The sequence below is a fragment of the Desulfovibrio sp. Fe33 genome (assembly GCF_028532725.1).
In the GTDB taxonomy this organism is placed as follows: domain Bacteria; phylum Desulfobacterota; class Desulfovibrionia; order Desulfovibrionales; family Desulfovibrionaceae; genus Pseudodesulfovibrio.
Window position 1 is genome coordinate 76,234 of sequence record NZ_JAQKGU010000007.1, and the last position, 22,225, is coordinate 98,458.

Sequence of the window (22,225 nt, forward strand, 5' to 3'; positions counted from 1 at the left end):
GATGCATTGGGATATCGTTTACAACAACTTCGATTATTTTCTGTACGGGAATACGACTCTCGACTGGCATTTCCCCTTCCTTCACAATCCCGAAGGGCTGGTTGCCAGCGTTATCCTGGCGATTTGCGGCATCTTCGGCGCGTTCTGGCTCGGCTTGGCCGCGGGGCTCATGCGGTTGTCCCGCAAGTGGTGGGTCAAGATTCCGTCTGTTTGCTACATTGAGATGATTCGCGGGATGCCGTTGCTGCTCCTGATTTTCTGGTTCTACTATCTGGCTCCGGTGATTACCGGGCAGAACATGCCCGCCTTTTCCACGACCATGATATGTTTCGTGGTCTTTACCGGGGCCTACGTGGCCGAGATCGTTCGGGCGGGCGTCGTCGCCTTGCCCAAAGGCCAGATGGAGGCCGCCCGTTCCACCGGGTTGAGCCATGCGCAGGCAATGCAGTTGATTATCCTGCCGCAGGCGTTGCGCAACATGATTCCGTCTTTCGTCAATCAGTTCGTTTCCCTGACTAAGGATACTTCCCTGGCCGCCATCCTCGGCGTCATCGAGTTGACCCGGACCGGCGTTCAGGTGGATAACCGCGAAATGGTCGCTTCCTTCGAGATATGGATTGCCATTGCGGGTCTCTATTTCCTGATTTGCTATATACTGACCTCCTACAGCAGACGGCTGGAGGCCCAGTTGTCGCGCTATCAAGCCCGGAACCGCTAGACGGACCGGGGGCGGGCAGGCCCGCGAAAACAATTGCCATCAACCGAGACGGTCCGGAAAACGAATGAAAAGCGTTCCGGATCGTTTCATTTTTGCGTAAAAAAGAATGAGAAAATGATGAAAATGTGTACCGGGAGGGTGCCGTTTTGACGCAGATAACCTTTCAGAATTTTCAAAAACCCGAAGACATCGAGGCGGAATCCTTCCGGATCATCGATTCGGAGGTGCCGGAGCCCCGTCCTTTCGAGGGGGCGCAGTGGGAAATCGTCCGCCGCATGATCCACACAACGGCGGATTTCGAGATGCTTTCTCTGGTCCGTTTTCACGAGCGGGCCGTGGACAACGGTCTCAATGCCCTTGGTAACGGGGCTGTGATCGTCACCGACACGGAAATGGCTCGGCGCGGTATGCCCGTGCGCAGGCTCGATCCCCTGGGATGCAAGGTGCATTGCCTGATGAACGATCCTCGTGTCGCGGAGCGGGCCAAGCGTGAGGGAATCACCCGGGCGAAGGCTGCCGTGGATGTGGCGGTGAGCGAATTGAGGCCGGACATATGGGTAGTGGGAAACGCGCCTACAGCGCTTATCCGGTTGGTTGAGCACGTGGACAACGGCATCGCGAGTCCCGCGCTTGTTGTCGGGATGCCCGTGGGATTCGTGAACGCCGCCGAATCCAAGGCGCTGCTCATGAGCCGGGATATACCTTACATTTCCGTGGAAGGGCGCAAGGGAGGCAGTGCTCTGGCCGCTTCGGTGGTCAACGCCCTGGCCGTGCTCGCCGCCTGATTTTCCGTTTTTTCCTTTTTAAAAATGCGCCTGAAGGGTTCTCCCCGAGGGCGCATTTCGCGTTTTTTCGTCTGCGTTTTTTGCAAGGCAAAAAAGGAATTTCCGAAACCCTTGGACACGGCGAAATTTCCTGTTAGAAAATCAGCTGTGTACCGTACGCAACGGGTGCGAGACAGAGCGGTTTCAGCGGATTCAGGTTCGGCCTGAAGAATTCAAATCAGCCCTGGAAGGAGCCATGTCCAGAAAGTACAAAGGTAAAAACAAGGTAACCGTTTACCCGGACTGGTGCAAAGGCTGCGGCATTTGCGTCGAATTTTGTCCGGGCAAGGTCCTCGACCTCAGCCCGGATGGGAAGGCCGTGGTAAAGCGTGAGGCGGACTGTATCCGGTGCGGCTTCTGCGAGCTGCATTGCCCGGATTTCGCCATCGTGGTCAGTCACAAGGAACCCATGGACAATGGTCTGTCCGAACAGGACGCCGAAATCCTGCCGCCGAAGAAGAAAACGGCCGGGAAGGGGGCTTAGGCTATATGCCCAGACGAAAGAAACGCACGGAAATTTTCGCCCTCGGCAACGAGGCTGTCGTCCAGGGGGCGCTGCTGGCCGGATGCTCCTTCTATGGCGGGTATCCCATCACTCCCTCTTCCGAGATCATGGAAATCATGGCCGCCAGCCTGCCCAAGATCGAGGGCGGCGTGTTCATGCAGATGGAGGACGAGATCGCCAGTATGGGCGCGGTCATCGGCGCTTCCCTCTGCGGCCGCAAGGCCATGACCGCCACTTCCGGCCCCGGATTTTCCCTCATGCAGGAAAACCTGGGTTACGCCGTGATGGCCGAGACGCCGCTGGTCCTGGTCAACGTCATGCGCGGCGGGCCGTCCACCGGGCTGCCCACGTGCCCAGCCCAGAGCGATGTGCAGCAGGCCCGATGGGGCACGCACGGCGATCACCCGATCATTGTCCTGTCCGCCTCCGACGTTCAGGAATGTCTCGACATGACCATTACCGCCTTCAACATGGCTGAAAAGTACCGGACTCCGGTCATCCTGCTGCTGGACGAGGTCACTGCCCACACCCGCGAAAAGATCGAGATTCCCAATGAAGGCGAGTTCGAGGTCTTTTCCCGCACGATTCCCTCAATGCCGCCCGAGTGGTACCGGCCCTATGAAGAGACCGTGCGCGGCGTGCCGCCCATGCCGCCCATCGGTTCGGGCTACCGCTTCCATGTCACCGGCCTGACCCACGACCGCAACGGGTTCCCCACCCAGCGGCCCGAGGAGGTGGTCGAACTCATGGACCGCATTCACCGCAAGATCGATCAGTTCTTCTACGACATCCAACTGGTGGAGGAAATCATGACCGACGACTGCGACGTCTGCGTCATCGCCTACGGTTCCGTGGCACGTTCGGCGGAACTGGCCGTGAAGCAGGCGCGCAGCCATGGCGTCAAGGCCGGGCTGCTCAAGCTCATGACCTTGTTCCCCTATCCCCGCAGGCATACGGAAAAGATTCTGGCCCACGCCAAGACCCTGGTGGTGCCCGAGATGAACATGGGGCAGATGTCCCGCGAGGTGAAGCGGGTCAACATGGGCCATGCCGCGGTCAGGACCATCAACCGCGTGGACGGCCAGATCGTCACTCCCTCGGAAATCTTCAAGGTCATCATGCAGGGGTAGCGCAATGAGCAACAACATCACCGGAAACGAGATCATTCATCAGTACCTGAGGCACAACAAGAAATTCCCGCATGTGCTCTGCGCGGGATGCGGCCATGGTATCGTGCTGGGCACTTTGATCCGATCCATTCACTCCCTCGGCATTCCCAAGGACGATGTGGTAGTGGTGGCGGGAATCGGCTGTTCGGGGCGGCTCGCCGTGTATGTGGATTTCAACACCGTTCACACCACCCACGGGCGCGCCTTAAGCTTCGCTACGGGCATCAAGATGTCCAATCCCAAGCTCCACGTCATCGCGCTCATGGGCGACGGGGACGCCCTGTCCATCGGCGGCAACCACCTTATCCACGCCGCCCGGCGGAACATCGGCGTAACGGCCCTGATCCTCAACAACAGCATCTACGGCATGACCGGCGGGCAGTCCTCACCGGCCACGCCCGAAGGGTCCACCACCATGACCAACCCCTACGGGCAGCTGGACCACAGCTTCGATACGGTGGAGCTGGCCAAGGGGGCCGGAGCCAATTACGTGGCGCGTGGCACGGTCTTTCACGTCAACAGGCTGGAAAAGATCATGATCGAGGCCCTGGAGCGTCCCGGGTTCAGTGTGGTCGAGGCCATTACTCCCTGTCACACCCAGTACGGCCGGAAAAACAAGTACAAGACTCCCGTGGATATGTACAAGTGGCTCAAGTCCACGGCCATCACCGTGGAGCGGTACAACGAACTGCCCGAGGAAAAGCGGGAGGGGCGTATGCCCATCGGCGTGTTCGTCGATCGCGGACAGCCCGGCTTCGAGGAGCGTTACTACGCCATGCAGGAAGGCTTCCTCGCGCGGCCCGCAAAGGGGGGCAAGTAGATGAAGGCGCAACAGAAACTCGATCGGTTCGAAATCCGTTTCTCCGGACTTGGCGGGCAGGGCATCATCACGCTCGGCAAGATCATGGGGCAGGGGCTCGCCCTCGGGCACGGCTACAACGTCACGCAGACCCAGAGCTACGGGCCGGAGGCGCGCGGCGGGTCGAGCAAGTGCGATCTGGTCATCAGCTCGGAGCGCATCAGCTACCCCAAGGCGGAAAGCCTGGACCTGCTCGTGGCATTGTCCCAGGAGGCGTGCAACGCCTATTTCCCGTATCTTAAGAAGGGCGGCATCCTGGTCCTTGAGTCCGATCTGGTCAAGCAGCCGCCCACCAACCAGTATCTCGGGCTGCCGTTCACGGCTCTGGCCAAGGACAAGGTAGGCATTGTTCAGGCCATGAACACGGTTGTCCTGGGCGCGCTCTCCTTCCTTTTGCCGTTCGTAAACCAGGCCACCATGCGCAAAAGCCTGGAGTCCGTTCTTCCCGCCAAGATCAGGGCCGTCAACACCAAGGCCTTCAATCTCGGCCATCGCCTCGCCAAAAAGCAATGGGGCGAGGACGCGGGCGCAATCTGGAGCGCGGACGACCAATCCGAAGAATGACGGATGGAGATATGAACAACAAAGGGGCTTCGCTGACGCGGGGTCCCTTTTTTGGGGGACCTGCATACTGAACTTCCCGCTTTCGAGGCAGAACGCCGCGGAACCTAAAAGCCCCGCGCCGAAGGCGCAATTGGGGATGCAAGGGTGCGAGCCCTTGCCCGCCGGAGGCGAAATCATCCGACTATCGCCGCAAAGCGGCTTTCAACGCCTGATTTGAATTTTCAGGAATTTAAAGGGGTAATCCCCTTTTCTCATGCCCCTGTCCCGCAAAGGGACACCGCACAGTTGAGGATTGGCGACGGCCTTTGCCGCATGAGTCCATGCCTCGAAAGGAAGGCCGCCGGAGACTCGCCTAGTTGTTGAAAGAGGTCTTGACCGAGGGGGTCAGGCCCCTGTCTTGCTCGGCCAACTGGGGGAGCATCTGGCGGACGCTGTCGGTAACGGGCAGAGTCCAGTTGTGGGCCGAGATCACGGTGGAGTCCACCAGGCGAATGACGCGGGCGGTCATGTATATGTATTGGTCGGCGACGACGTAGGAGCCCGCGAGCCTGGCGGTCCTGGGAGGCAGTTCCCTGGAGGAGCCGGCCAGCCCGGCTGCATGGTCGTAGTCTTTGGGCGTGACGCCCGAGGCGTAGGTAAAGTCCGTGGCGTTGGGTTCGCCTTCGGTGATGCGGACCCCGCGCTGCACGAGCCGGTCCGCGATCTGGTCCGCCATGGTCCTGCCGAATACGGACTTGTCGGCGGGGTCGTTGCGGTTGTCGAAGGGCGAGATGAACACGGCGGAGTTGGGGGAAAGTTCATTGCTCGACACGTTGGCGTAGAGGGTGTCGGCGGCCCGGGAGTTGAGCTCTATGATCGGCACGGATGCCGTGTCGTGGTAGGCTTGCGCCGTGGGTTGATTGTCGGTCACGTAGTTGAACGCGTCCGTGGTGCTCCCTTTGGTGTCTTCCCACATGCGGTTGCCGCATCCCTGCGTGATGAGCAGGGCCGCTGCCGCCAATATGCTCAAGGCCGTCTTGTTCATGTCGTTGTCGTCCCGGGTCGCGGTTGTGGCGATGTATGGTTTCGGGCCGGTTGCCCCGAATGCTATTCGGCTGTTTTCGGGATTTCCTTTAGGATGGCGCGCAGAAGCCTGACCATTGCCGCCGAGGATTTCTCCGCCTGGGCGATGACCCGTTCGAGGGGGGCCTCCTCCATGCAGTCGGGCAGGTTCTTGTTGGTCAGGCAGGAGATGCCGAGGATGCGGATGCCCATGTGATGCGCCGCGATGGCCTCCATGCAGGTGGACATGCCGATGGCGTCAGCCCCCATGATCCGGTACATGCGGGTTTCGGCGGGAGTCTCCATGTTCGGCCCCATGATCTGCATGAATACGCCCCGTTCCAGGCGGATGCCCAGTTCCAAGGCCTTTTCCACAGCCAGCCCGCGCAGGGCCGGATCGTATACCGCGCACATGTCCGGGAAACGGTCGCCCCATGCGTCGACGTTCGGGCCGCGCAGGGGGGTGAGGCCGGTCAGATTGATGTGGTCCTCGATGAGCATGGGGCAGCCCACTTCGAAGGACGGGTTGAGGGCTCCCACCGCATTGGTCAGGATCAGCGTCCGTATGCCTAGCTCGCCGAGCACGCGGATGTTGTGGGTGGCTTCCTGCGGGGTGAATCCCTCGTAGAGGTGGAACCGGCCATCCAGGGCGAGCACAGGGACACCCTCAATGGACCCCGAAATGAGACGGCCCGCATGGCTTTTTACCGAGGAAACAGGAAAGTGGGGAATGTCGCCGTAGGGGATGATTTCAGGGGCTTCGATGGCCGAGGTCAGGGGGCCGAGGCCCGTGCCCGTGACGAAGGCGACGGTACCTGCTTGAATTTTGCCTAGCTTTTCATGTATGTATGCGGCAGAATGTCGTATCTTTTTCCGGTATTCCATTTGGGCTCCTTTGGCTTGGACGCGCCGTCGGGTGGGGGAGAGGGTTTTCGCAAAACGGACCGATCAGACTGTGAAGGATAGGCACGCTTTATGGATATCGTGACGCTACTGGGTCTCGCCGTCGGCTTGTCGCTCATCATCGGGGCCATCATCATCGGCGGGGCTGTCGATGTTTTCATCAACATTCCCGGCATGATGATAGTTGTCGGCGGAACGCTTGCCTCCATTCTGGTGGCTTTCCCGTTCGAGGAGATCATACAGTCCTTCAAGGCCGCGTTCAAGATGTTCGTCGGACGCAAGAACCGGGTTCGGGACGTGGTCAACATCATGGTCAAGGTGGCCGAGATCAGCCGTCGGGAGGGGCTCGTCGCCCTGGAGAACGTCCAGACCGAGAACATGGTCCTCAAGAAGTCCTGCCAACTCATCGCCGACAACGCCGATCCCGCGCTCATCCGCACGACCCTGGCCATCGAGATCAATTCCATGCGCCGCCGCCATCAGGTGGCGCAGGACGTCTTCAAGAGGCTGGCGGCTCTGGCTCCCGCCTTCGGGATGATGGGCACGCTCATCGGCCTGGTTCAGATGCTCTCCCAGCTCAACGATCCCAAGTCCATCGGCCCGGCCATGGCCGTGGCCCTGCTGACCACCTTCTACGGTTCCGCCATGTCCACGCTCTTCTTCATCCCCATGGCGGCCAAGCTCAGGGCGCGCACCTTACAGGAGCAATTGCACCTCGAGGTCATTTTCGAGGGGGCGAAGTCCATACTTGAGAACAACAACCCCCGTCTGGTCTACGAGAAGCTGTCCTCCTTCCTGGCCCCGGCGGAACGTGAGATGCATCGATGAGCCGCGACGAAGAAGACGATCTGCTCCTCGATTTCAGCGACGATGAAGAGGAGAACACCGAGTGGTTGACGACTTTCGCCGACCTCTCCATGCTGTTGCTGGTCTTTTTCGTGCTGCTCTATTCCATGTCCACTCTGGACAACGAGAAGTTTTCCAAGACATTTTCTTCGGTGACGCAGGCCCTGCAAGGCAAGATGAACAAGGTTTCGACCAGCAGGATAAGCAGGGAGGAAGCCGGTGTGCTCATCGATCAGGCCCTGATGCGGCGTCAGATCATCGAGTCCCAGCGGAAGGTCTTCGCCGAGGTCAAGACGCTTCAGACCAAGAAGGGCGTGGAAGGGCTGGTCAGCGCGAATTTCGAGGACGGAGTCATTACCCTCCGCGTGCCGGGCGACGTCATGTTCGAGTCCGGCCAGGTGGAGCTCACGCCCCGGGGCGTGGAATTGGTCAACGACCTCAAGGATTTTTTCATCAAGCACAAGGACCAGAACATCAAGATCATCGGCTATACGGACAACGTCCGCCCCAGCGGCCGGTCCCGGTTCAAGGACAATTGGGAGATATCGGCCATGCGCGCGGTCAACGTCCTGCGCGAGCTGCTTGACATGGGGCTGGAGTCCACCCGGTTGACGGCCACGGGGCTGGCCTATCTGAACCCGCTTTTCCCGAACACTTCGCCGGAATATCGGGCCAAGAACCGTCGGGTCGAATTCGTGCTTGAAAAGCGCGTGTCCGGTAAGTAGACGGCCTCTGACATTAATTTTTTCAGAGAGGATACTAATGGATTTCAGCATTCGGTTGCCTGAAGAAGAAGAGCGGCTGCGCAAGGCCTTCCGTACCAACGTGCCCGGCCTGACCGCCCGGTTCCCCGGCCTCGATCAGGTCTACGACGTGCTGGACCTCAGCGCCACGGGAGTTGCCGTGCGCGAGGAGGGCGGCCGGTTTGTCGAGAAGGAAATGTATGACGTGGAGTTGAGGATTCGGAACAGGCTGTTCATCGGCGGAGCCCTGGCCATGTGCATGAGGCTGCATGACGGCGGCGTCGTGGGGTTCAATTTCGTTGACCTGGATCGGCAGAAGCAGATCAAGCTCGACAAATTGGTTCTTGAGGTGCAAAAAAGACGTATAGCCCTGCAAAAGAAAAAACGCGAGCAAGGTTGACGGTGCAACGCAAGGACATCGACCGCCACAAGGTCCTCATAGCCAACCGAGGCGAAATAGCCATGCGGGTCATGAGCGCGTGCCGCCGCCTGGGAATCGATTTCGTTTGCCTGTGCACGGCCGAGGACCGGGCGTCAGGCCATGTGCGGCTTGCCCGGGAGCTGGCCGGCGACGACGCCGTTTACTCCATTTCTTCTTATCTGGACGCCAACGAGATTTTTTCCGTTGCCGACGCGAGCGGCGCCACGGCCGTACATCCCGGCTATGGTTTCTTTGCCGAGGACTTCCGGTTCGCCCGTCGCGTATTGCGGCGGGATCGCCCCATGGAGTTCATCGGGCCTTCCTGGTGGGTCATTCGCGATCTGGGCGACAAAATCAACACCAAGCGCATCGCCCGTTCCCTGAACGTGCCGACCGTGCCCGGCTCCGACCGTCCCGTGTACAGCGAGATAGAGGCCGACGAGATCGCCTCCAGCCTGTTCGAGTTCCAGGCGAGCCAGGGCATCGTGGACGGTGTCATCATGGTCAAGGCCTCGGCTGGCGGCGGCGGTATGGGTATCGAGGAAGTCGGCGACCTCAACGAGTTCCGCTCGGTGTTCCGGCGCATACGCAATTACGCCAAGCGCAATTTCGGCGACGAGGGCGTGCTCATCGAGCAGCGCATTTTCGATTTCAACCACCTGGAGGTGCAGGTGGTTTCCGAGCGGGGCGGCAGGAACCACGTGCATTTCGGCACGCGAAACTGTTCGGTCCAGTCCACCGGCAAACAGAAGCGCATCGAGGTCGCCCCCGGGTTCGCGCCGGGCGTGGTTCCCTATACCTTCGACGCCGCAAAAGTGCTGTCGGAGATCACCGAGCATTCCCTGGCCATGGCCCGCGAGACCCGCTACGACAACGTGGGCACCTGGGAGTGGATCATCACCCCGCGCGGCGAGCCGTTCCTGATGGAGGTCAATACGCGCATTCAGGTCGAGAACGGCGTGTCGGCCGTTATCTCGAGGGTCAACGGACAGCCTGTGGACATCATCACCGAGCAGATCCGCCTGGCCCTGGGCGAACCGTTGCGCTACTCTCAGGAGGACATTTCCTTCGAGGGCGTCGGCATCGAGTATCGGTTGGTGGCCGAGAACACGGCCAATAGGTTCACCCCGTGCGCCGGGACCATTTCGCGTCTGGCGTGGAGCGATCGCGACTGGCTTCAGGTTCATACCCACGTGCCCACGGACCGCGAGTACGAGATTCCCATGGAATACGATCCGAACCTGGCCCTGGCCATTGTTTGGGGCAATGATCTGGCCGAGGCCAAGGCGCGCGGCCTCCAGTTCCTGGACGAGTTGGCTCTGGAAGGGAAGTGCGGCAGCACCTCAGATGAATTTTATAGCAATATCGAATATCTGAAGGCCAAAACCGGCGGGCTTCTGGAGTTCTGAGTATGGACAGGGAACGGAGAATCCAGGGCCTGAGGGATCGGCTGCATTACATACAGGACATCTTCGCCAACCGCGACGATGAGTCCATACGGCTGTTGGCCGCCAAGTTCGGCGAACTCATGGAACGCCACGAGACCATTCCGGGCGGGGCCAAGCGCGAGGAGCTCGTGCGCATCGAGGATCTGTTCGATTTTTCCGAGCGCAAACTCGACACCACCCTGACCCCCATGGATCGGGTGCGCATCGTCCGTCATCCCCAGCGAATCTGCCTCAAGGACATTCTGGAGAACGTCTACGACAACTACACGGAGATCGGCGGCCGGGGCGAGTACAACATCGACCCGAGTATGCTCATCGCCCGCGCCGTGTTTTCGCGCAGGGTGGGGGACAAGGTCATCAATCAGATGGTCATGGTCATCGGCCAGGAAAAGGGGCACGGCGAGGCCTTTCGCAACGGCGGTTCGGTCAAGCCTTGGGGCAACGCGAAGGCCTTGCATTACATGAAGGTGGCCGAGACCGAGAACATCCCGGTGCACGCCTTCGTGTTCACGCCGGGTGCGTACCCCGTGGAGGACTGGCCCGGAGCGGCCCAGCAGATCGCCCGCAACCTCTACGAATTGGCCGGGCTGCGCGTGCCTGTCATTTCCGTCTTTTCCGAGGGCGGTTCGGGCGGAGCCGAGGCCATAGGCCTGGCCGATCGCAGGATCATGCTCTCCCATGGCTATTATTCCGTGATCTCGCCCGAGGGCGCGGCGGCCATTGAGGCCGGGCTGCGCAGCGGCGACCGGACCACTCCCGAGCTCATCGAAAAATGCGCCCGGCAGTTGTGCATCACCGCCGAGGACAATCTGCGGAACGGTTATGTGGACCGCGTGCTTCAGGAACCGCCGCTGGGCGCGCGCCCGTATCATTACGACTTTTTCCATGAACTGAGGCGCGAGCTTATCCAGACCACCAACGAGGTGGTCAGCTCGGTCAAGTCCATGAAGCTCTATCGCGCCATGGCTGTGCGCACCTCCAAGACCGACGATGCCGAATCCATCTATATGCGTTGGACACTGTCTTCGTCCGCGCTCGACAGGCTGGTGGACTTGCGCCAGCGGAAGTTCCGGGCCATGAGCCGCCACGCCCGTCTGGACGGCACCGGGGTTGTCAGCCGTGCCGTGGCCGCCACCAAGGGGACGGTTTGGGCCGCCCATTCCTTCCTGCGTTACGACCTGCTCGGGCGTCAGAAAAAACGGCTCAACGCCATGTTCGAGGACCTCGGGGCCGAGGCGCACCTTGTCCGTCACAAGGTGTTCATGCCGCTGAAGAAGACTCTGGATCGCGTCCTCCCCGGCAATAACGGGGAACAGCCCAAGGTGGGGGTGGCCGTGGTGGACAGGCTGACCCGGCTTTCCTGCCCCGAGGACGGCGCATGTCTGGTGGGCAGCGAATGGGCGTGGACCAGCCCGCGCAGCCAGGAGGACCGCACCATCTCCTGTCCCAACGTCCGCACTCATCATTGTCCGGACCTGTGGGTTCCGGACCTCTTCGGCGATTTCGCTGGGGTCTGCCCCTCCTGCGGCCATCATTTTCCCATGGAGTACCGCTGGTATCTCGAGAACGTCTTCGGCTACAGCGAGGCCAAGGAGTTCAACCGGCAATTGGAGTCCGTGAATCCCCTTGGTTACGAGAAATTCGACACCAAGCTGGACAAGGCCAAGGAGCGGACCGGCCTCAAGTCCGCCTGCATCACCTTCGAGACCTCCATTGAGGAGGTGGATACCGTGGTGGCCGTGCTTTGCGCGCCCTTCAGAGGCGGTTCCGTGGGGGCGGCCGAGGGCGAAAAGTTCATCCGCGCGGCGGAACGCGCCACCCGCAAGCGGCAGCCGTTCATCGCCTATGTGCACGGCACGGCGGGCATTCGGATTCAGGAGGGCGTCAACGGCGTCATCCAGATGCCGCGCTGCACCATCGCCGTGCGGAGGTACATCGACGCGGGCGGCCTGTACCTGGTGCTCTACGACACCAACTCCTACGCCGGCCCCGTGGCCAGCTTCCTCGGCTGTTCGCCGTACCAGTTCGCGGTGCAATCCTCGAACATCGGTTTCGCCGGACCGGGCGTCATCAGCGAAACCACGGGCACTGCGGTGCCTCCCAACTACCATCAGGCCTACCACGCACTGTCGCGGGGCCACATCCACGGCATATGGGATCGCCGCGAGGTCAAGAAAAACCTCCATCAGTCGCTCCTGACCATGGGCGGGCGCAACCTTTACTATCGCTGATTTTTATGAGACACCCCCCATCGTGTCCCGTGTTTGAAACAGACACGAATCAGATCGCAATAGAGGAAAAATAGTGCTTAATATTAAAGAGTTACTTGATAAGGTGAAGGCTTCGCCCTACCGCGAGATCGTGGTTCGGGCCCCTCACACCGGCGTGGTCTCCTTCGCGTCCGTAAAGCCCGGTGAAAAAGTCCATGGCCCCAGAGGCGAGTTCATGGAGAAACCCGGCACCCTGCTGGCGCAACTGACCCGCGAGAAGAACGAAAAGCCCATCCTCGCTCCCGAGAAGGGCGTCATCGAGGCCGTGCACACGAGGTTTGAAGGGCAGTTCGTCGAGGCGGGCGAGCCGCTTGTGACAATCAAACATTACATGACCCGCAAAGAGGTTATCGAACTCATCCTGCAGGAGGCCCTGTATCTGTTCCGGGCTCCCGAGCGGGCCAAATATTATTTCGTTCCGGAAGTGGACCAGAAACTCAAGGTTTCGGGCAAGCGTTCCGTCAAGGTCCACGACGGCATGGAATTCCTCATTGTGTCCCGCATGAAGCGGGAAACCCCGCTGGCCTATTCCGGGCCGGAGGGCATCATCTACTCCGTCTATTTCGGCCGGGGCGAAAACGTGGACGAGGGCGAGCCCCTTATCGGCGTCTGTCCCGAAGACCAGCTCTCTGTCATTCAGGATGTGGTGGCCCGCATTCAGAGCGAGTGGGAAGAAGAGGTGTAGGCAAAACACAAGACCGGGAGGTTCGGCATGGGCAGATTGCTGCAGATTCGGGTGTCGGCATGGACGTACAGCGAGGACGAGGTACGCAAGACCTGGCCCTCTTTGTGGAATCTGGCTTGGGAGGACAGTTCCGCCATCCCCAAAAAGGGCGTTATGGAACTGGCCGATGCGATCTTCGATGCCGTGCGCGCCGGGCTCATTCCCGGCGATAAGGCCGACGTCCTCAGGGAAAACGCCGAAAAGGCGGACAAACTGCGTTTGTCCATAGAAAAAGCCCTGGGTGATTGGCGTCCCGGTGATGCGGACAAGCTCACCTATGAACTGGAAGACACCTTGGACGCACTTGAAGACAGTGCGGCCAAATTTTGATATTGAATTTTCAAAGATGAACTTTTGTTAGGTAAGGAGTTGAAATGGCTGGCAGCTTGAATAAAGTGATCCTCATCGGCAGGCTCGGGCGTGATCCCGAGTTGTCCTATACGCCCAACGGCCAGGCCCGTTGCAGGTTCTCCATCGCCACAGACGAGGGGTATCGGGACCGGCAGACCGGCCAGCGGGTGGAAAAGACCGAATGGCACAACATCGTGGCCTGGCGTCAGCAGGCCGAGTTCTGCGGCAATTACCTGGCCAAAGGCCGGTTGGTTCTGATTGAAGGCAAACTCCAGACCCGCAAGTGGCAGGATCAGGGCTCCGGCCAGGATCGCTACATGACCGAGGTCGTGGCCGACAATATTCAGGGCCTCGACCGCGCTCCCGACGGCCAGCAGGCCGGGTACCAGCAGCAGGGCGGCTATCAGCAGCAGGGCGGTTACCAGCAGAATCGTCCCCAGCAGAATCGTCCCCCGCAGCAGAACGGCTACCAGCAGAACCCGCCCCGGCAGGACGAAGACGAGGATTTGGGTCCCGCTTTCCCGTCCGAGGCCAGCGGCATGGACGACGTGCCGTTCTAGCCTGGGCGCAAATGTGTTTTGAAAAGGCCGGTCCGCAATGGGCCGGTCTTTTTTTGCGCCCTTTTGATTTCGCCTTCATCTCTGTCCGGCCCACATCGTTGGCTGGTGTCAGGCTCTGCTTCCCAGTCTTCCTGTCCAGGGGGAGAGGTCGGGTGTGGTCGTGGCTTCACGGCGTATATCCACGGGGCGAGCGGAAATCATTCATTCGGACGGAGAGCCCGCCTATGGAAGTCCCGCGCTAGGTGTAGCAGATGGTATTATGGAATACCGCGCTGTCCGTTACAGCCTTGTACTGATGGGCCACATCGGCGTGAAATTTGTGGACGTCCCCCGGCTCCAGCCTGTGGAGCCGACCTTCGTGGATCAGATCGACCACGCCGCGGAGGACCACAACATGCTCCACCACGCCGAATCGGTGGGCGGCGGAAACCAGGCGGTGCCCGTTGCGAAGGGTGACTTCGAACAGCTCCATGCGCGTGGCCGGGTCATAGGGAAAGAGTTCCCGGACGAGCATGTCCGGATCGCAGGGGATGCCCACCTGACGAAAATCCGAGCCCGTCTTGCTGGAGAAAAACGAGGCCAAGGAAATGTTCAGCCCTGCGGCGATCTTTAATAAGGTAGTGATGGTCGGGGCGGATTCCAGTCGCTCGATCTGGCCGAGCATGGCTTTGGAAACGCCTGTGAGCAGGGCGGCCTTATCGAGGCTTATCTCTTTGTCATTTCGACATTTTTTTATTATACCGGCAATGGCGGATCGGATGTCGGTCGGTGGCACTTGGGCTCCTTGCGCGTTGCCCTGCGCAGTTGGCGGTTGGAGTGGACGTTATAACGCACAAACCCCCTCGTAGCAGGCGGATATGACGCAGGCAAGGGAATCCTGGGCCATCCGGAGTGGTTGAGGCCCCTTGGCGGGCTGCGTACGGGTTCCCCATTCCCGAATTCGCATTTCCATGGTGGTTTTAGCTGGAGCAAAATTGTTTTTTATCCCGTTTTTACCCCGGTATAAGGTCGGGATTCGTTCGGTCGGTGTTCGAAAAATGGACATATAACACAATGAAAAATATAGTTTAAATTTCAAAGAGCGGTTGACCTAAAATTCTCATGGGAATATATTGAGTTCAACCCGGCATAATTGTTCGACAGCCGGATTCCGGGTGCAAAAGGGTGCCCAGGGATGGCTATATCCTTGTGTTATGTCTAATTAGGCATATAAGTGTGATAATACGTGTCCGAATGGCGGCGTTTCCCGTCCGGGGGAACATGGTCGCCCTGTTCGGAGTTGGAGTGCAGAGACAATGAAGACCGTTCCAGTTCAGGAAGCCGTGGGCATGGTGCTGTGTCACGACATGACCAAGATAGTCCCCGGCGAATGCAAGGGGCCGGTGTTCCGCAAGGGACACATCATCGCTGAGGAGGATATTCAGACCCTTCTGCAAATCGGCAAGGAGCACATTTACGTGCTGGACATGGAGAAGGACTGTATTCACGAGGACGAGGCCGCCCGCCGCATCGCCGCGGCCGCCGTCGGTCCGCACGTCGCGCTGTCAGACGTTTCCGAAGGGCGCATCAACTTCATCGCGGAGCCCGGTCTGCTCGACGTCAATGTTGAAGCCCTGAACCGCATCAATTCCATCGAAGAAGTGGTGCTGGCCACTTTGCACACCGGCCAGCAGGTTACTGAGACCCGGCCCGTTGCCGGAACCCGTGTGGTCCCGCTGGTCATCAAGGAAGAAAAGATACGACAGGTGGAGGCCATCTGCGCCGAGTACGACTACGTGGTCGGCATCCGTCCGTTCCGGCGGTTCAACGTCGGGCTGGTGACAACCGGCAGCGAAGTCTACCACGGCCGTATTCAGGACAAGTTCGGGCCGGTCATCCGCAAGAAGTTTTCCCGGCTTGGTTCCGAGGTCATGGGGCAGACGCTGACCTCGGACGACCCTGCCATGACCCGTGACGCCATCCTGTCCTTCATTGCCGGGGGTGCGGAGATGGTCGTGGTCACGGGGGGGATGTCCGTGGACCCGGACGACCAGACGCCCACGGCCATCCGCTCCACCGGGGCCGAGGTGATTACCTATGGTTCCCCGACGTTTCCCGGCGTCATGTTCATGGTCGCGGAGCTGAACGGCGTGCCCATCCTCGGGCTGCCGGGCTGCGTCATGTACTACCGGGCTTCGGTTTTCGACCTTATCGTGCCGCGCATTCTGGCCGGGGAGAAGATTGCCCGCGAGGACATCGTGTCCCTGGGGCATGGCGGCTTTTGCGCTACCTGCGAGGTGTGTCGTTATCCCATCTGCCCCTTTGGCAAATAGTTCACGGTTCCCCCGGGGACCCAACGTATCTGCGAGACAGTGAGAACAAATTAGGAGGAAAACTGCCATGATTAAACGGACGCTCCAAGTAAACGGAGTCCCCAGGATCGTCGTGTGCGAGCCTGAAGAGTCCCTGGCCAATGTATTGCGCCAGAACCTGGGACTGACCAGCGTCAAGATCGGCTGCGGCTCGGGTCAGTGCGGCAGCTGCACCATCCTGCGGGATGACAAGCTGGTTCGGTCTTGCACCGTCAAGATGAAGCGGGTCAAAAACGAAACCAAAATTATGACCCTGGAAGGTCTCGGCACGCCCGACAACCTCCATCCCATCCAGATGGCCTGGATCGCCTTTGGCGGCGCCCAGTGCGGCTTCTGTTCCCCCGGTTTCCTGGTGTCGACCTACGCGTTGCTGACCGAGAACCCGAGCCCGACCCGCGACGAAGTCCGCGATTGGTTCCAGAAGCATAAGAACGTCTGCCGCTGCACCGGCTACAAACCTTTGGTCGACGCCGTCATGGCAGCCGCGGAAGTTATGCGCGGCGACAAGACCATGGACGACCTGACCTTCAAGATTCCCGAAGACGGCCGCATCTGGGGCACCAAGTACCCGCGTCCGTCCGCCGTGGCCAAAGTCACCGGCACCTGGGACTTCGGCGCGGACATGGGCCTGCGTCTGCCCCCCGGAAGCCTTTACTGCGAACTGGTTCAGGCGGAGGTGTCCCACGCCAACATCCTGTCCATCGACGTGACCGAGGCCGAGACCGTTCCCGGCGTCTTCAAGGTCGTGACCCACAAGGACGTCAAGGGCAAGAACCGCATCACCGGCCTGATTACCTTCCCGACCAACCTCGGCGACGGCTGGGATCGTCCCATCCTGTGCGACGAAAAGATCTTCCAGTTCGGTGACGCCATAGCCATCGTCTGCGCCGATTCTCCGCAGGCGGCCAAGGAAGGCGCGGCCAAGGTCAAGGTGGAGCTCGAGCAACTGCCCGAGTACATGAGCGCTCCTGCGGCCATGGCCGAGGACGCCATCGAAATCCATCCCGGCACCCCCAACGTCTACTACGTGCAGAAAGAGGCGAAGGGCCCGGACACCAAACCCATCTTCGAGAACGCGGACGTGGTCGTGGAGGGTGATTACTACACCCAGCGCCAGCCGCATATGCCCATCGAGCCGGACGTAGGGTTCGCCTACATCGGCGAAGAGGGCAAGCTGGTGATCCACTCCAAGTCCATCGGCATCCATCTGCATCTGCTGATGATCGCCCCCGGTCTGGGCGTGGAGCCCGAGAACATGGTCCTGGTCCAGAACCCCACCGGAGGCACCTTCGGCTACAAGTTCTCCCCGACTATGGAAGCGCTGGTCGGCGCGGCTGCTTTGGCGACCGGACGTCCCGTGTTCCTGAACTACACCTGGAAACAGCAGCAGCAGTACACCGGCAAGCGCTCTCCGCAGTTCACCACCGTGCGCCTGGCCGCCTCCAAGGACGGCAAGCTGCTCGGCATGGAGACCGATTGGACCGTGGATCACGGCCCGTACTCCGAGTTTGGCGACCTGCTGACCCTGCGCGGCGCGCAGTACATCGGCGCGGGCTACGACATCCCGGCCATCCGAGGCGAGGGCCGCACCGTGTGCACCAACCACTGCTGGGGCGCGGCCTTCCGCGGCTACGGCGCTCCCGAGTCGGAGTTCCCCTCCGAGGTGTGCATGGACGAACTGGCCGAGAAGCTGGGCATGGACCCGTTGGAGCTGCGTTACAAGAACGTCTACCGCAAGGGTTCCACCACGCCTACCGGCCAGGACCCCGAGGTTTACTCTCTGCCTGAGATGCTCGACAAAATCCGTCCCAAGTATGAAGAGGCGAAGAAGTTCGCGGCCGAGAACTCCACCGACGCCAAAAAGCTCGGTGTGGGCGTCTCCGTCGGCGTGTACGGCTCCGGCCTGGACGGCCCGGACACCGCCGAGGTGGACATCGCCCTGAACGAGGACAACACCGTCACCGTCTTCAGCGCTTGGGGCGACCACGGCCAGGGCGCGGACATGGGCACCCTGGGCACCGCTCACGAGGCCCTTCGTCCCCTGAACCTGTCCCCGGAACAGATCCACCTGGTCATGGCTGACACCAGCCTGGCGCCGGCGGCGGGTCCTGCGGGCGGCAGCCGTTCTCAGGTCGTCGTAGGCCAGGCCATCAAGAACGCCTGCGAACAGCTCGTCGCAGCCATGAGGAAGCCCGACGGTTCCTTCCGCACCTATGAGGACATGACTGCCGACGGGCTGGAGCTGCGCTACCACGGCAAGTGGTCCGCTCCGGCCAGTGATTGCGATGCGAACGGCCAGGGCAATCCGTTCTGCTGCTACATGTACGGCGTGTTCCTGTCCCTGGTTTCCGTGGACGTCGCCACCGGCAAGACCACCGTCGAGAAGATGGTCACCGTGGCCGATATCGGCGTGGTCAACAACTACCTCCTGGTGGACGGCCAGATTCACGGCGGCGTCGCCCAGGGCATCGGCCTCGCGCTGTCCGAGGATTACGAGGATATCAAGAAGCACGCCAACATGGCGGGCGCCGGTATCCCGTACATCAAGGATATCCCGGACAACATGGAGATCATCTACGTTGAGACCCCGCGTCCCGACGGTCCCTTCGGCGCTTCCGGCGTCGGCGAGATGCCATTGACCGCTCCGCACGCGGCGATCATCAACGCCATCTACAACGCTTGCGGCGCGCGCATTCGCGAACTGCCGGCCTACCCTGAGAAAGTGCTTGCCGCCCTCAAGGGCTAACGGCACCAAACCGTAATAACGGCGGTCCGTGCCTTGGCATGGGCCGCCTTTTTCCGTAAGTGGTGACCTATGGAACAAGCGGAACTGAGACAATGGGAACATCGGTGCATCCAGGAGGAGTCTCCGCAGTGCGCGGCGGCCTGTCCCCTGCATGTTGACGCCCGGGAATGCTGCTCTTTGCTGGCCGCGCGCCGCATTGACAAGGCGTGGGCCGTACTGGCCAAAACCATGCCGCTGCCGGGGGTTCTGGCCCGAATTTGCGACGGGCCGTGCAAGACGGCCTGCCTGCGCAAGGACGTAGGCGGGGCCATTGAGATGGAATCACTGGAACGGTTTCTGGCGACCTCGGCCAAACCGTCCAAGCCGCCCAGGCCCCTACCTCGCAACGGCAAGTCCGTGGCCGTTATCGGCGGCGGCATGACCGGGTTGTGCGCGGCCTGGGAGATCGCCCGCAAGGGATTCGCCGTGACCGTGTATTGCGTTGCGCCGGATGTCGGCGCGGCGTTGCCGGAAGGCGCGCTCGAAGGGGAGCTTGAAGCCATGGACCGCATGGGCGTCACTTTGGAGCGGGGCGTCGAGTCCTCGCCCGAATTGGTGGAGGCCCAATTGGAAGAGATGGATGCGGTTTTCGTGGACAGCGATGCCGTGGCCGCTTCGGTCCTCAATTTCGGCGAGCCGGACGAAGTGACCCTCGGCACCAATCGGCTGGGGCTTTTCGCCAGCCGTTCCGGGGAAAAATCGCCTGTCTTCCAGGCTGCGGCCGGACGCCGCGCCGCCAATTCCATCATGCGTTTCTGCCAGGGCGTGTCCATGGTCAAGAGCCGCGAGCTGGAAGGGCCTTACGATACGCGTCTGTATACCAACCTGACCGGGGTGGATGCCGTGGCCCCTGTGCCCGTCGGCGGCGGGTATGACGAGTCCCGCGCCGTGGAGGAGGCGGCCCGCTGCCTGAAGTGCGAATGCATGGAATGCGTCAAGGGGTGCGTCTATCTGAAGCATTACAAGCAGTACCCCAAGGTCTACGTCAGACAGGTCTACAACAACGAGGCCATTGTCCGGGGAACGCGCCAGGCCAACAGGATGATAAACTCCTGTATGCTCTGCGGGCTGTGCGAAACGGTCTGTCCCGAGGATTTCGCCATGGGCGAGGTTTGCCTGGAGGCGCGGCGCAACATGATCGGCAAGGGCACCATGCCTCCTTCGGCCCATGAGTTTGCCCTGCGCGACATGGCCTTCGCCGACGGCGGCAAATGCGCCCTGGCCCGACATGCACCGGGCGCGGATTCGAGCGAATATGTCTTTTTCCCCGGCTGTCAGTTGACCGCCACCGATCCCGGCGGGGCGGAGCGGGCTTATGCCGATCTCCGCAACCGGCTGGGAAGGGTGGGGCTCATTCTTCGCTGTTGCGGAGCTCCCGCCCGCTGGTCGGGCCGCGAATCCCTGTTCGGGGAATCTCTTGCCGAGCTCAAGGCGGCTTGGGAGGGGCTCGGTTTCCCACGCATCATTGCGGCCTGTCCCTCCTGTATCAAAACGCTGCGCGAGGCCATGCCCGAGGCGGAGATCGTTTCCCATTGGTCCGTTCTGAGCGCTCTCGGCCTGCCGGAGAACGCCCGTCGGGATGGAGGAACCCTGGCCGTGAACGATCCGTGCGCGGCCCGAGAGGACGGGGCGATGCGCAGTGACGTGCGCGGCCTGCTGGACTCCCTGGGGGTCTCCGTGGTCGAGCCGTATTACACGGGCGAATTGACCCAGTGCTGCGGCTACGGCGGTTTGCTCAACGCGGTGGACCCCGCCCTTGGCGCGACCGCGGCGAAAGCGCGTGCCGATGCCGTGAACGAGGATTACGTCACCTATTGCGCCATGTGCCGCGAAATGATCGCCCGGACAGGCAAGCGGGCCATGCATCTTTACGACCTGCTGTATCCCGGCGGTGCGGAGCCTTGTGCGCGGCCCACGCTGGGGCATTCCGAGCGGCGTGAAAACCGTGTCCGCCTGCGCGAGAAGCTGCTTCGGGAGCTGTGGAGCGAAGCGGACGGCGTTACGGCCGAGGATTTCGAAAAGGTCCGCGTGTCGTGCACCGAAGAGGGCGCTGCGGCCATGGAGTCGAGGCGCATCCTGAAAAGCGACGTGCAGAAGGTCCTGCTTCAGGCGGAGCGGTCCGGCAAACATCTGGTTCACGGCGGGACCGGCCGCTTCCTGGCCTCGTTCCGACCGGCCGTGGTGACGTATTGGGTTGAATACGAATCCGATGGCGACGGGTATCTGGTGCACAACGCCTGGTGTCACCGAATGCATATCGAGGGAGCGCAGCCATGAGCGTGATAAAGGTGCCTGGAGCCGGGGCCGACGGCTGGAAATGCGGCCATTGCGACAGGGAAATGGTCATGAAGCCGGTTGAGCTGACGTACCTTAACTCCTTGTTCAACGTGGAGTTGCCCGTATGTCCCGAGTGCGGCTATGTGCTCATACCGGAGGCGCTGGCGCTGGGGAAGATGCATCAGGTGGAGCAATTGCTGGAGGATAAGTAGCCGTGTCCCTTGCGCCGCGCCCGCTTTGGGAACGCGAGGAATTGCGCGCCGTGGCCGGTGAGACCCTTCGGCCCGGCGGCTTTGAACTGACCGATCGGGCTGTGGAACGCATCGGCGCGGTCCCGGGATGGCGGGTTCTGGACGTCGGGGCGGGGCTCGGGGCCACCGTGTCCCGGCTGCGTTCGCGATACGGCGTCAAGGCGTGGGGCGTGGAGCCGTCGTCGGCCCAACTGGGCCAGGCCCGCGCCGTGCCGGGGCTTGTCCGGGCGAGTGGCGACCGGCTGCCCTTTGCGCGGGAGCGGTTCGACGCCCTGTTCTGCGAGTGCGTCTTTTCCCTGTTTGACGACAGGCCTGCCGGTCTGGCTGAGTTCCACAGGGTTCTCAAGCCTGGCGGGTTCCTGGTTCTGTCCGACCTCTGCTCGTCCCGTCCCGCATCGGAAGGCGGGGCGTCCTGCGCGGACCGTGCCGAGCCTTTGGCGGAAACCGTCCGGCTTGTTCGCGCCCGCGGTTTCGCCGTGGAGTTGCTTGAGGACCACTCCGACCGGCTGCGGGACCTGGCCGCCCGTCTTGCCTGGATTGACGGAGGCGGCTCCTGCGGCTGCGGACGGGACTTGGGCTATTATCTTATGATCGCGAAAAAACAAGGAGTGTAAC

The 22,225-nt window shown here is 61.1% G+C and carries 22 protein-coding genes; 19 read left to right on the forward strand and 3 right to left on the reverse strand.

Annotated elements, in window-relative coordinates; genetic code table 11:
* Position 1 precedes the first annotated feature (1 nt).
* The 6 genes from PSN43_RS10540 (at position 2) to PSN43_RS10565 (ending at position 4,639) form a co-directional block, all read left to right on the forward strand.
* Positions 2 to 718: an amino acid ABC transporter permease gene (locus PSN43_RS10540; RefSeq protein WP_272700683.1), complete on the forward strand. Its 717-nt coding sequence runs from the start codon at positions 2 to 4 to the stop codon at positions 716 to 718.
* A gap of 146 nt (positions 719 to 864) precedes the next feature.
* Entirely contained in the window at positions 865 to 1,503 is a 639-nt protein-coding gene (locus tag PSN43_RS10545) for a precorrin-8X methylmutase (protein ID WP_272700684.1), read from the forward strand.
* Between the two features lie 235 nt (positions 1,504 to 1,738).
* Positions 1,739 to 2,026, forward strand: a complete 288-nt coding sequence (locus PSN43_RS10550) for a 4Fe-4S dicluster domain-containing protein (RefSeq protein WP_272700685.1) — start codon at positions 1,739 to 1,741, stop codon at positions 2,024 to 2,026.
* A gap of 5 nt (positions 2,027 to 2,031) precedes the next feature.
* Entirely contained in the window at positions 2,032 to 3,177 is a 1,146-nt protein-coding gene (locus tag PSN43_RS10555; protein WP_272700686.1) for a 2-oxoacid:acceptor oxidoreductase subunit alpha, read from the forward strand.
* A gap of 4 nt (positions 3,178 to 3,181) precedes the next feature.
* Entirely contained in the window at positions 3,182 to 4,036 is an 855-nt protein-coding gene (locus tag PSN43_RS10560) for a 2-oxoacid:ferredoxin oxidoreductase subunit beta (protein WP_272700687.1), read from the forward strand.
* Positions 4,037 to 4,639 carry a 2-oxoacid:acceptor oxidoreductase family protein gene (locus PSN43_RS10565; protein WP_272700688.1) on the forward strand — a complete coding sequence of 201 codons (603 nt, stop codon included), beginning with the start codon at positions 4,037 to 4,039 and terminating at the stop codon, positions 4,637 to 4,639.
* 352 nt (positions 4,640 to 4,991) lie between these two features.
* Here PSN43_RS10565 and PSN43_RS10570 read toward each other — a convergent pair whose 3' ends face one another.
* On the reverse strand, positions 4,992 to 5,663 hold the full coding sequence (locus PSN43_RS10570; RefSeq protein ID WP_272700689.1) for a FlgO family outer membrane protein: 672 nt from the start codon (positions 5,661 to 5,663) through the stop codon (positions 4,992 to 4,994).
* 62 nt (positions 5,664 to 5,725) lie between these two features.
* The gene (locus tag PSN43_RS10575; protein ID WP_272700690.1) at positions 5,726 to 6,565 is read right to left on the reverse strand and encodes a purine-nucleoside phosphorylase; all 840 of its coding nucleotides are present in this window, start codon (positions 6,563 to 6,565) and stop codon (positions 5,726 to 5,728) included.
* A 90-nt stretch (positions 6,566 to 6,655) separates the two neighbouring features.
* Here PSN43_RS10575 and PSN43_RS10580 point away from each other — a divergent pair, with 90 nt between their 5' ends.
* From PSN43_RS10580 to PSN43_RS10615, 8 genes are all read left to right on the forward strand, one after another.
* The gene (locus PSN43_RS10580) at positions 6,656 to 7,411 is read left to right on the forward strand and encodes a motility protein A (protein ID WP_272700691.1); all 756 of its coding nucleotides are present in this window, start codon (positions 6,656 to 6,658) and stop codon (positions 7,409 to 7,411) included.
* Positions 7,408 to 8,154 (forward strand): OmpA/MotB family protein, encoded by a 747-nt coding sequence (locus PSN43_RS10585; protein ID WP_272700692.1) that lies wholly within the window; start codon positions 7,408 to 7,410, stop codon positions 8,152 to 8,154. The genes PSN43_RS10580 and PSN43_RS10585 overlap by 4 nt, the downstream gene beginning before the upstream one ends.
* A 37-nt stretch (positions 8,155 to 8,191) precedes the next feature.
* The gene (locus PSN43_RS10590; protein ID WP_272700693.1) at positions 8,192 to 8,572 is read left to right on the forward strand and encodes a PilZ domain-containing protein; all 381 of its coding nucleotides are present in this window, start codon (positions 8,192 to 8,194) and stop codon (positions 8,570 to 8,572) included.
* 2 nt (positions 8,573 to 8,574) lie between these two features.
* Positions 8,575 to 10,002 (forward strand): ATP-binding protein, encoded by a 1,428-nt coding sequence (locus PSN43_RS10595; protein ID WP_272700694.1) that lies wholly within the window; start codon positions 8,575 to 8,577, stop codon positions 10,000 to 10,002.
* Positions 10,003 to 10,004: 2 nt separating this feature from the next.
* Entirely contained in the window at positions 10,005 to 12,272 is a 2,268-nt protein-coding gene (locus tag PSN43_RS10600) for an acetyl-CoA carboxylase carboxyl transferase subunit alpha/beta (RefSeq protein WP_272700695.1), read from the forward strand.
* Positions 12,273 to 12,345: 73 nt separating this feature from the next.
* Positions 12,346 to 12,996: a biotin attachment protein gene (locus tag PSN43_RS10605; RefSeq protein ID WP_272700696.1), complete on the forward strand. Its 651-nt coding sequence runs from the start codon at positions 12,346 to 12,348 to the stop codon at positions 12,994 to 12,996.
* Positions 12,997 to 13,023: 27 nt separating this feature from the next.
* Positions 13,024 to 13,365, forward strand: coding sequence for a hypothetical protein (locus tag PSN43_RS10610; RefSeq protein WP_272700697.1), 342 nt, complete (start codon positions 13,024 to 13,026; stop codon positions 13,363 to 13,365).
* 44 nt (positions 13,366 to 13,409) lie between these two features.
* The gene (locus tag PSN43_RS10615) at positions 13,410 to 13,946 is read left to right on the forward strand and encodes a single-stranded DNA-binding protein (protein WP_272700698.1); all 537 of its coding nucleotides are present in this window, start codon (positions 13,410 to 13,412) and stop codon (positions 13,944 to 13,946) included.
* 238 nt (positions 13,947 to 14,184) lie between these two features.
* Here the strand turns inward: PSN43_RS10615 and PSN43_RS10620 are convergent, their stop codons facing one another.
* Positions 14,185 to 14,721, reverse strand: coding sequence for a helix-turn-helix domain-containing protein (locus PSN43_RS10620; protein WP_272700699.1), 537 nt, complete (start codon positions 14,719 to 14,721; stop codon positions 14,185 to 14,187).
* A 520-nt stretch (positions 14,722 to 15,241) separates the two neighbouring features.
* Here PSN43_RS10620 and PSN43_RS10625 point away from each other — a divergent pair.
* The 5 genes from PSN43_RS10625 (at position 15,242) to trsM (ending at position 22,224) form a co-directional block, all read left to right on the forward strand.
* Positions 15,242 to 16,258 carry a molybdopterin-binding protein gene (locus PSN43_RS10625; protein WP_272700700.1) on the forward strand — a complete coding sequence of 339 codons (1,017 nt, stop codon included), beginning with the start codon at positions 15,242 to 15,244 and terminating at the stop codon, positions 16,256 to 16,258.
* A gap of 67 nt (positions 16,259 to 16,325) precedes the next feature.
* On the forward strand, positions 16,326 to 19,043 hold the full coding sequence (locus PSN43_RS10630) for a molybdopterin-dependent aldehyde oxidoreductase (RefSeq protein ID WP_272700701.1): 2,718 nt from the start codon (positions 16,326 to 16,328) through the stop codon (positions 19,041 to 19,043).
* A gap of 69 nt (positions 19,044 to 19,112) precedes the next feature.
* Positions 19,113 to 21,359: a pyridine nucleotide-disulfide oxidoreductase/dicluster-binding protein gene (locus tag PSN43_RS10635; protein WP_272700702.1), complete on the forward strand. Its 2,247-nt coding sequence runs from the start codon at positions 19,113 to 19,115 to the stop codon at positions 21,357 to 21,359.
* Positions 21,356 to 21,571 carry a DVU_1557 family redox protein gene (locus PSN43_RS10640; RefSeq protein WP_272700703.1) on the forward strand — a complete coding sequence of 72 codons (216 nt, stop codon included), beginning with the start codon at positions 21,356 to 21,358 and terminating at the stop codon, positions 21,569 to 21,571. The genes PSN43_RS10635 and PSN43_RS10640 overlap by 4 nt, the downstream gene beginning before the upstream one ends.
* Positions 21,572 to 21,573: 2 nt before the next feature.
* Positions 21,574 to 22,224, forward strand: a complete 651-nt coding sequence (gene trsM / locus PSN43_RS10645; RefSeq protein WP_272700704.1) for a DVU_1556 family methyltransferase — start codon at positions 21,574 to 21,576, stop codon at positions 22,222 to 22,224.
* Position 22,225: the final 1 nt, after the last annotated feature.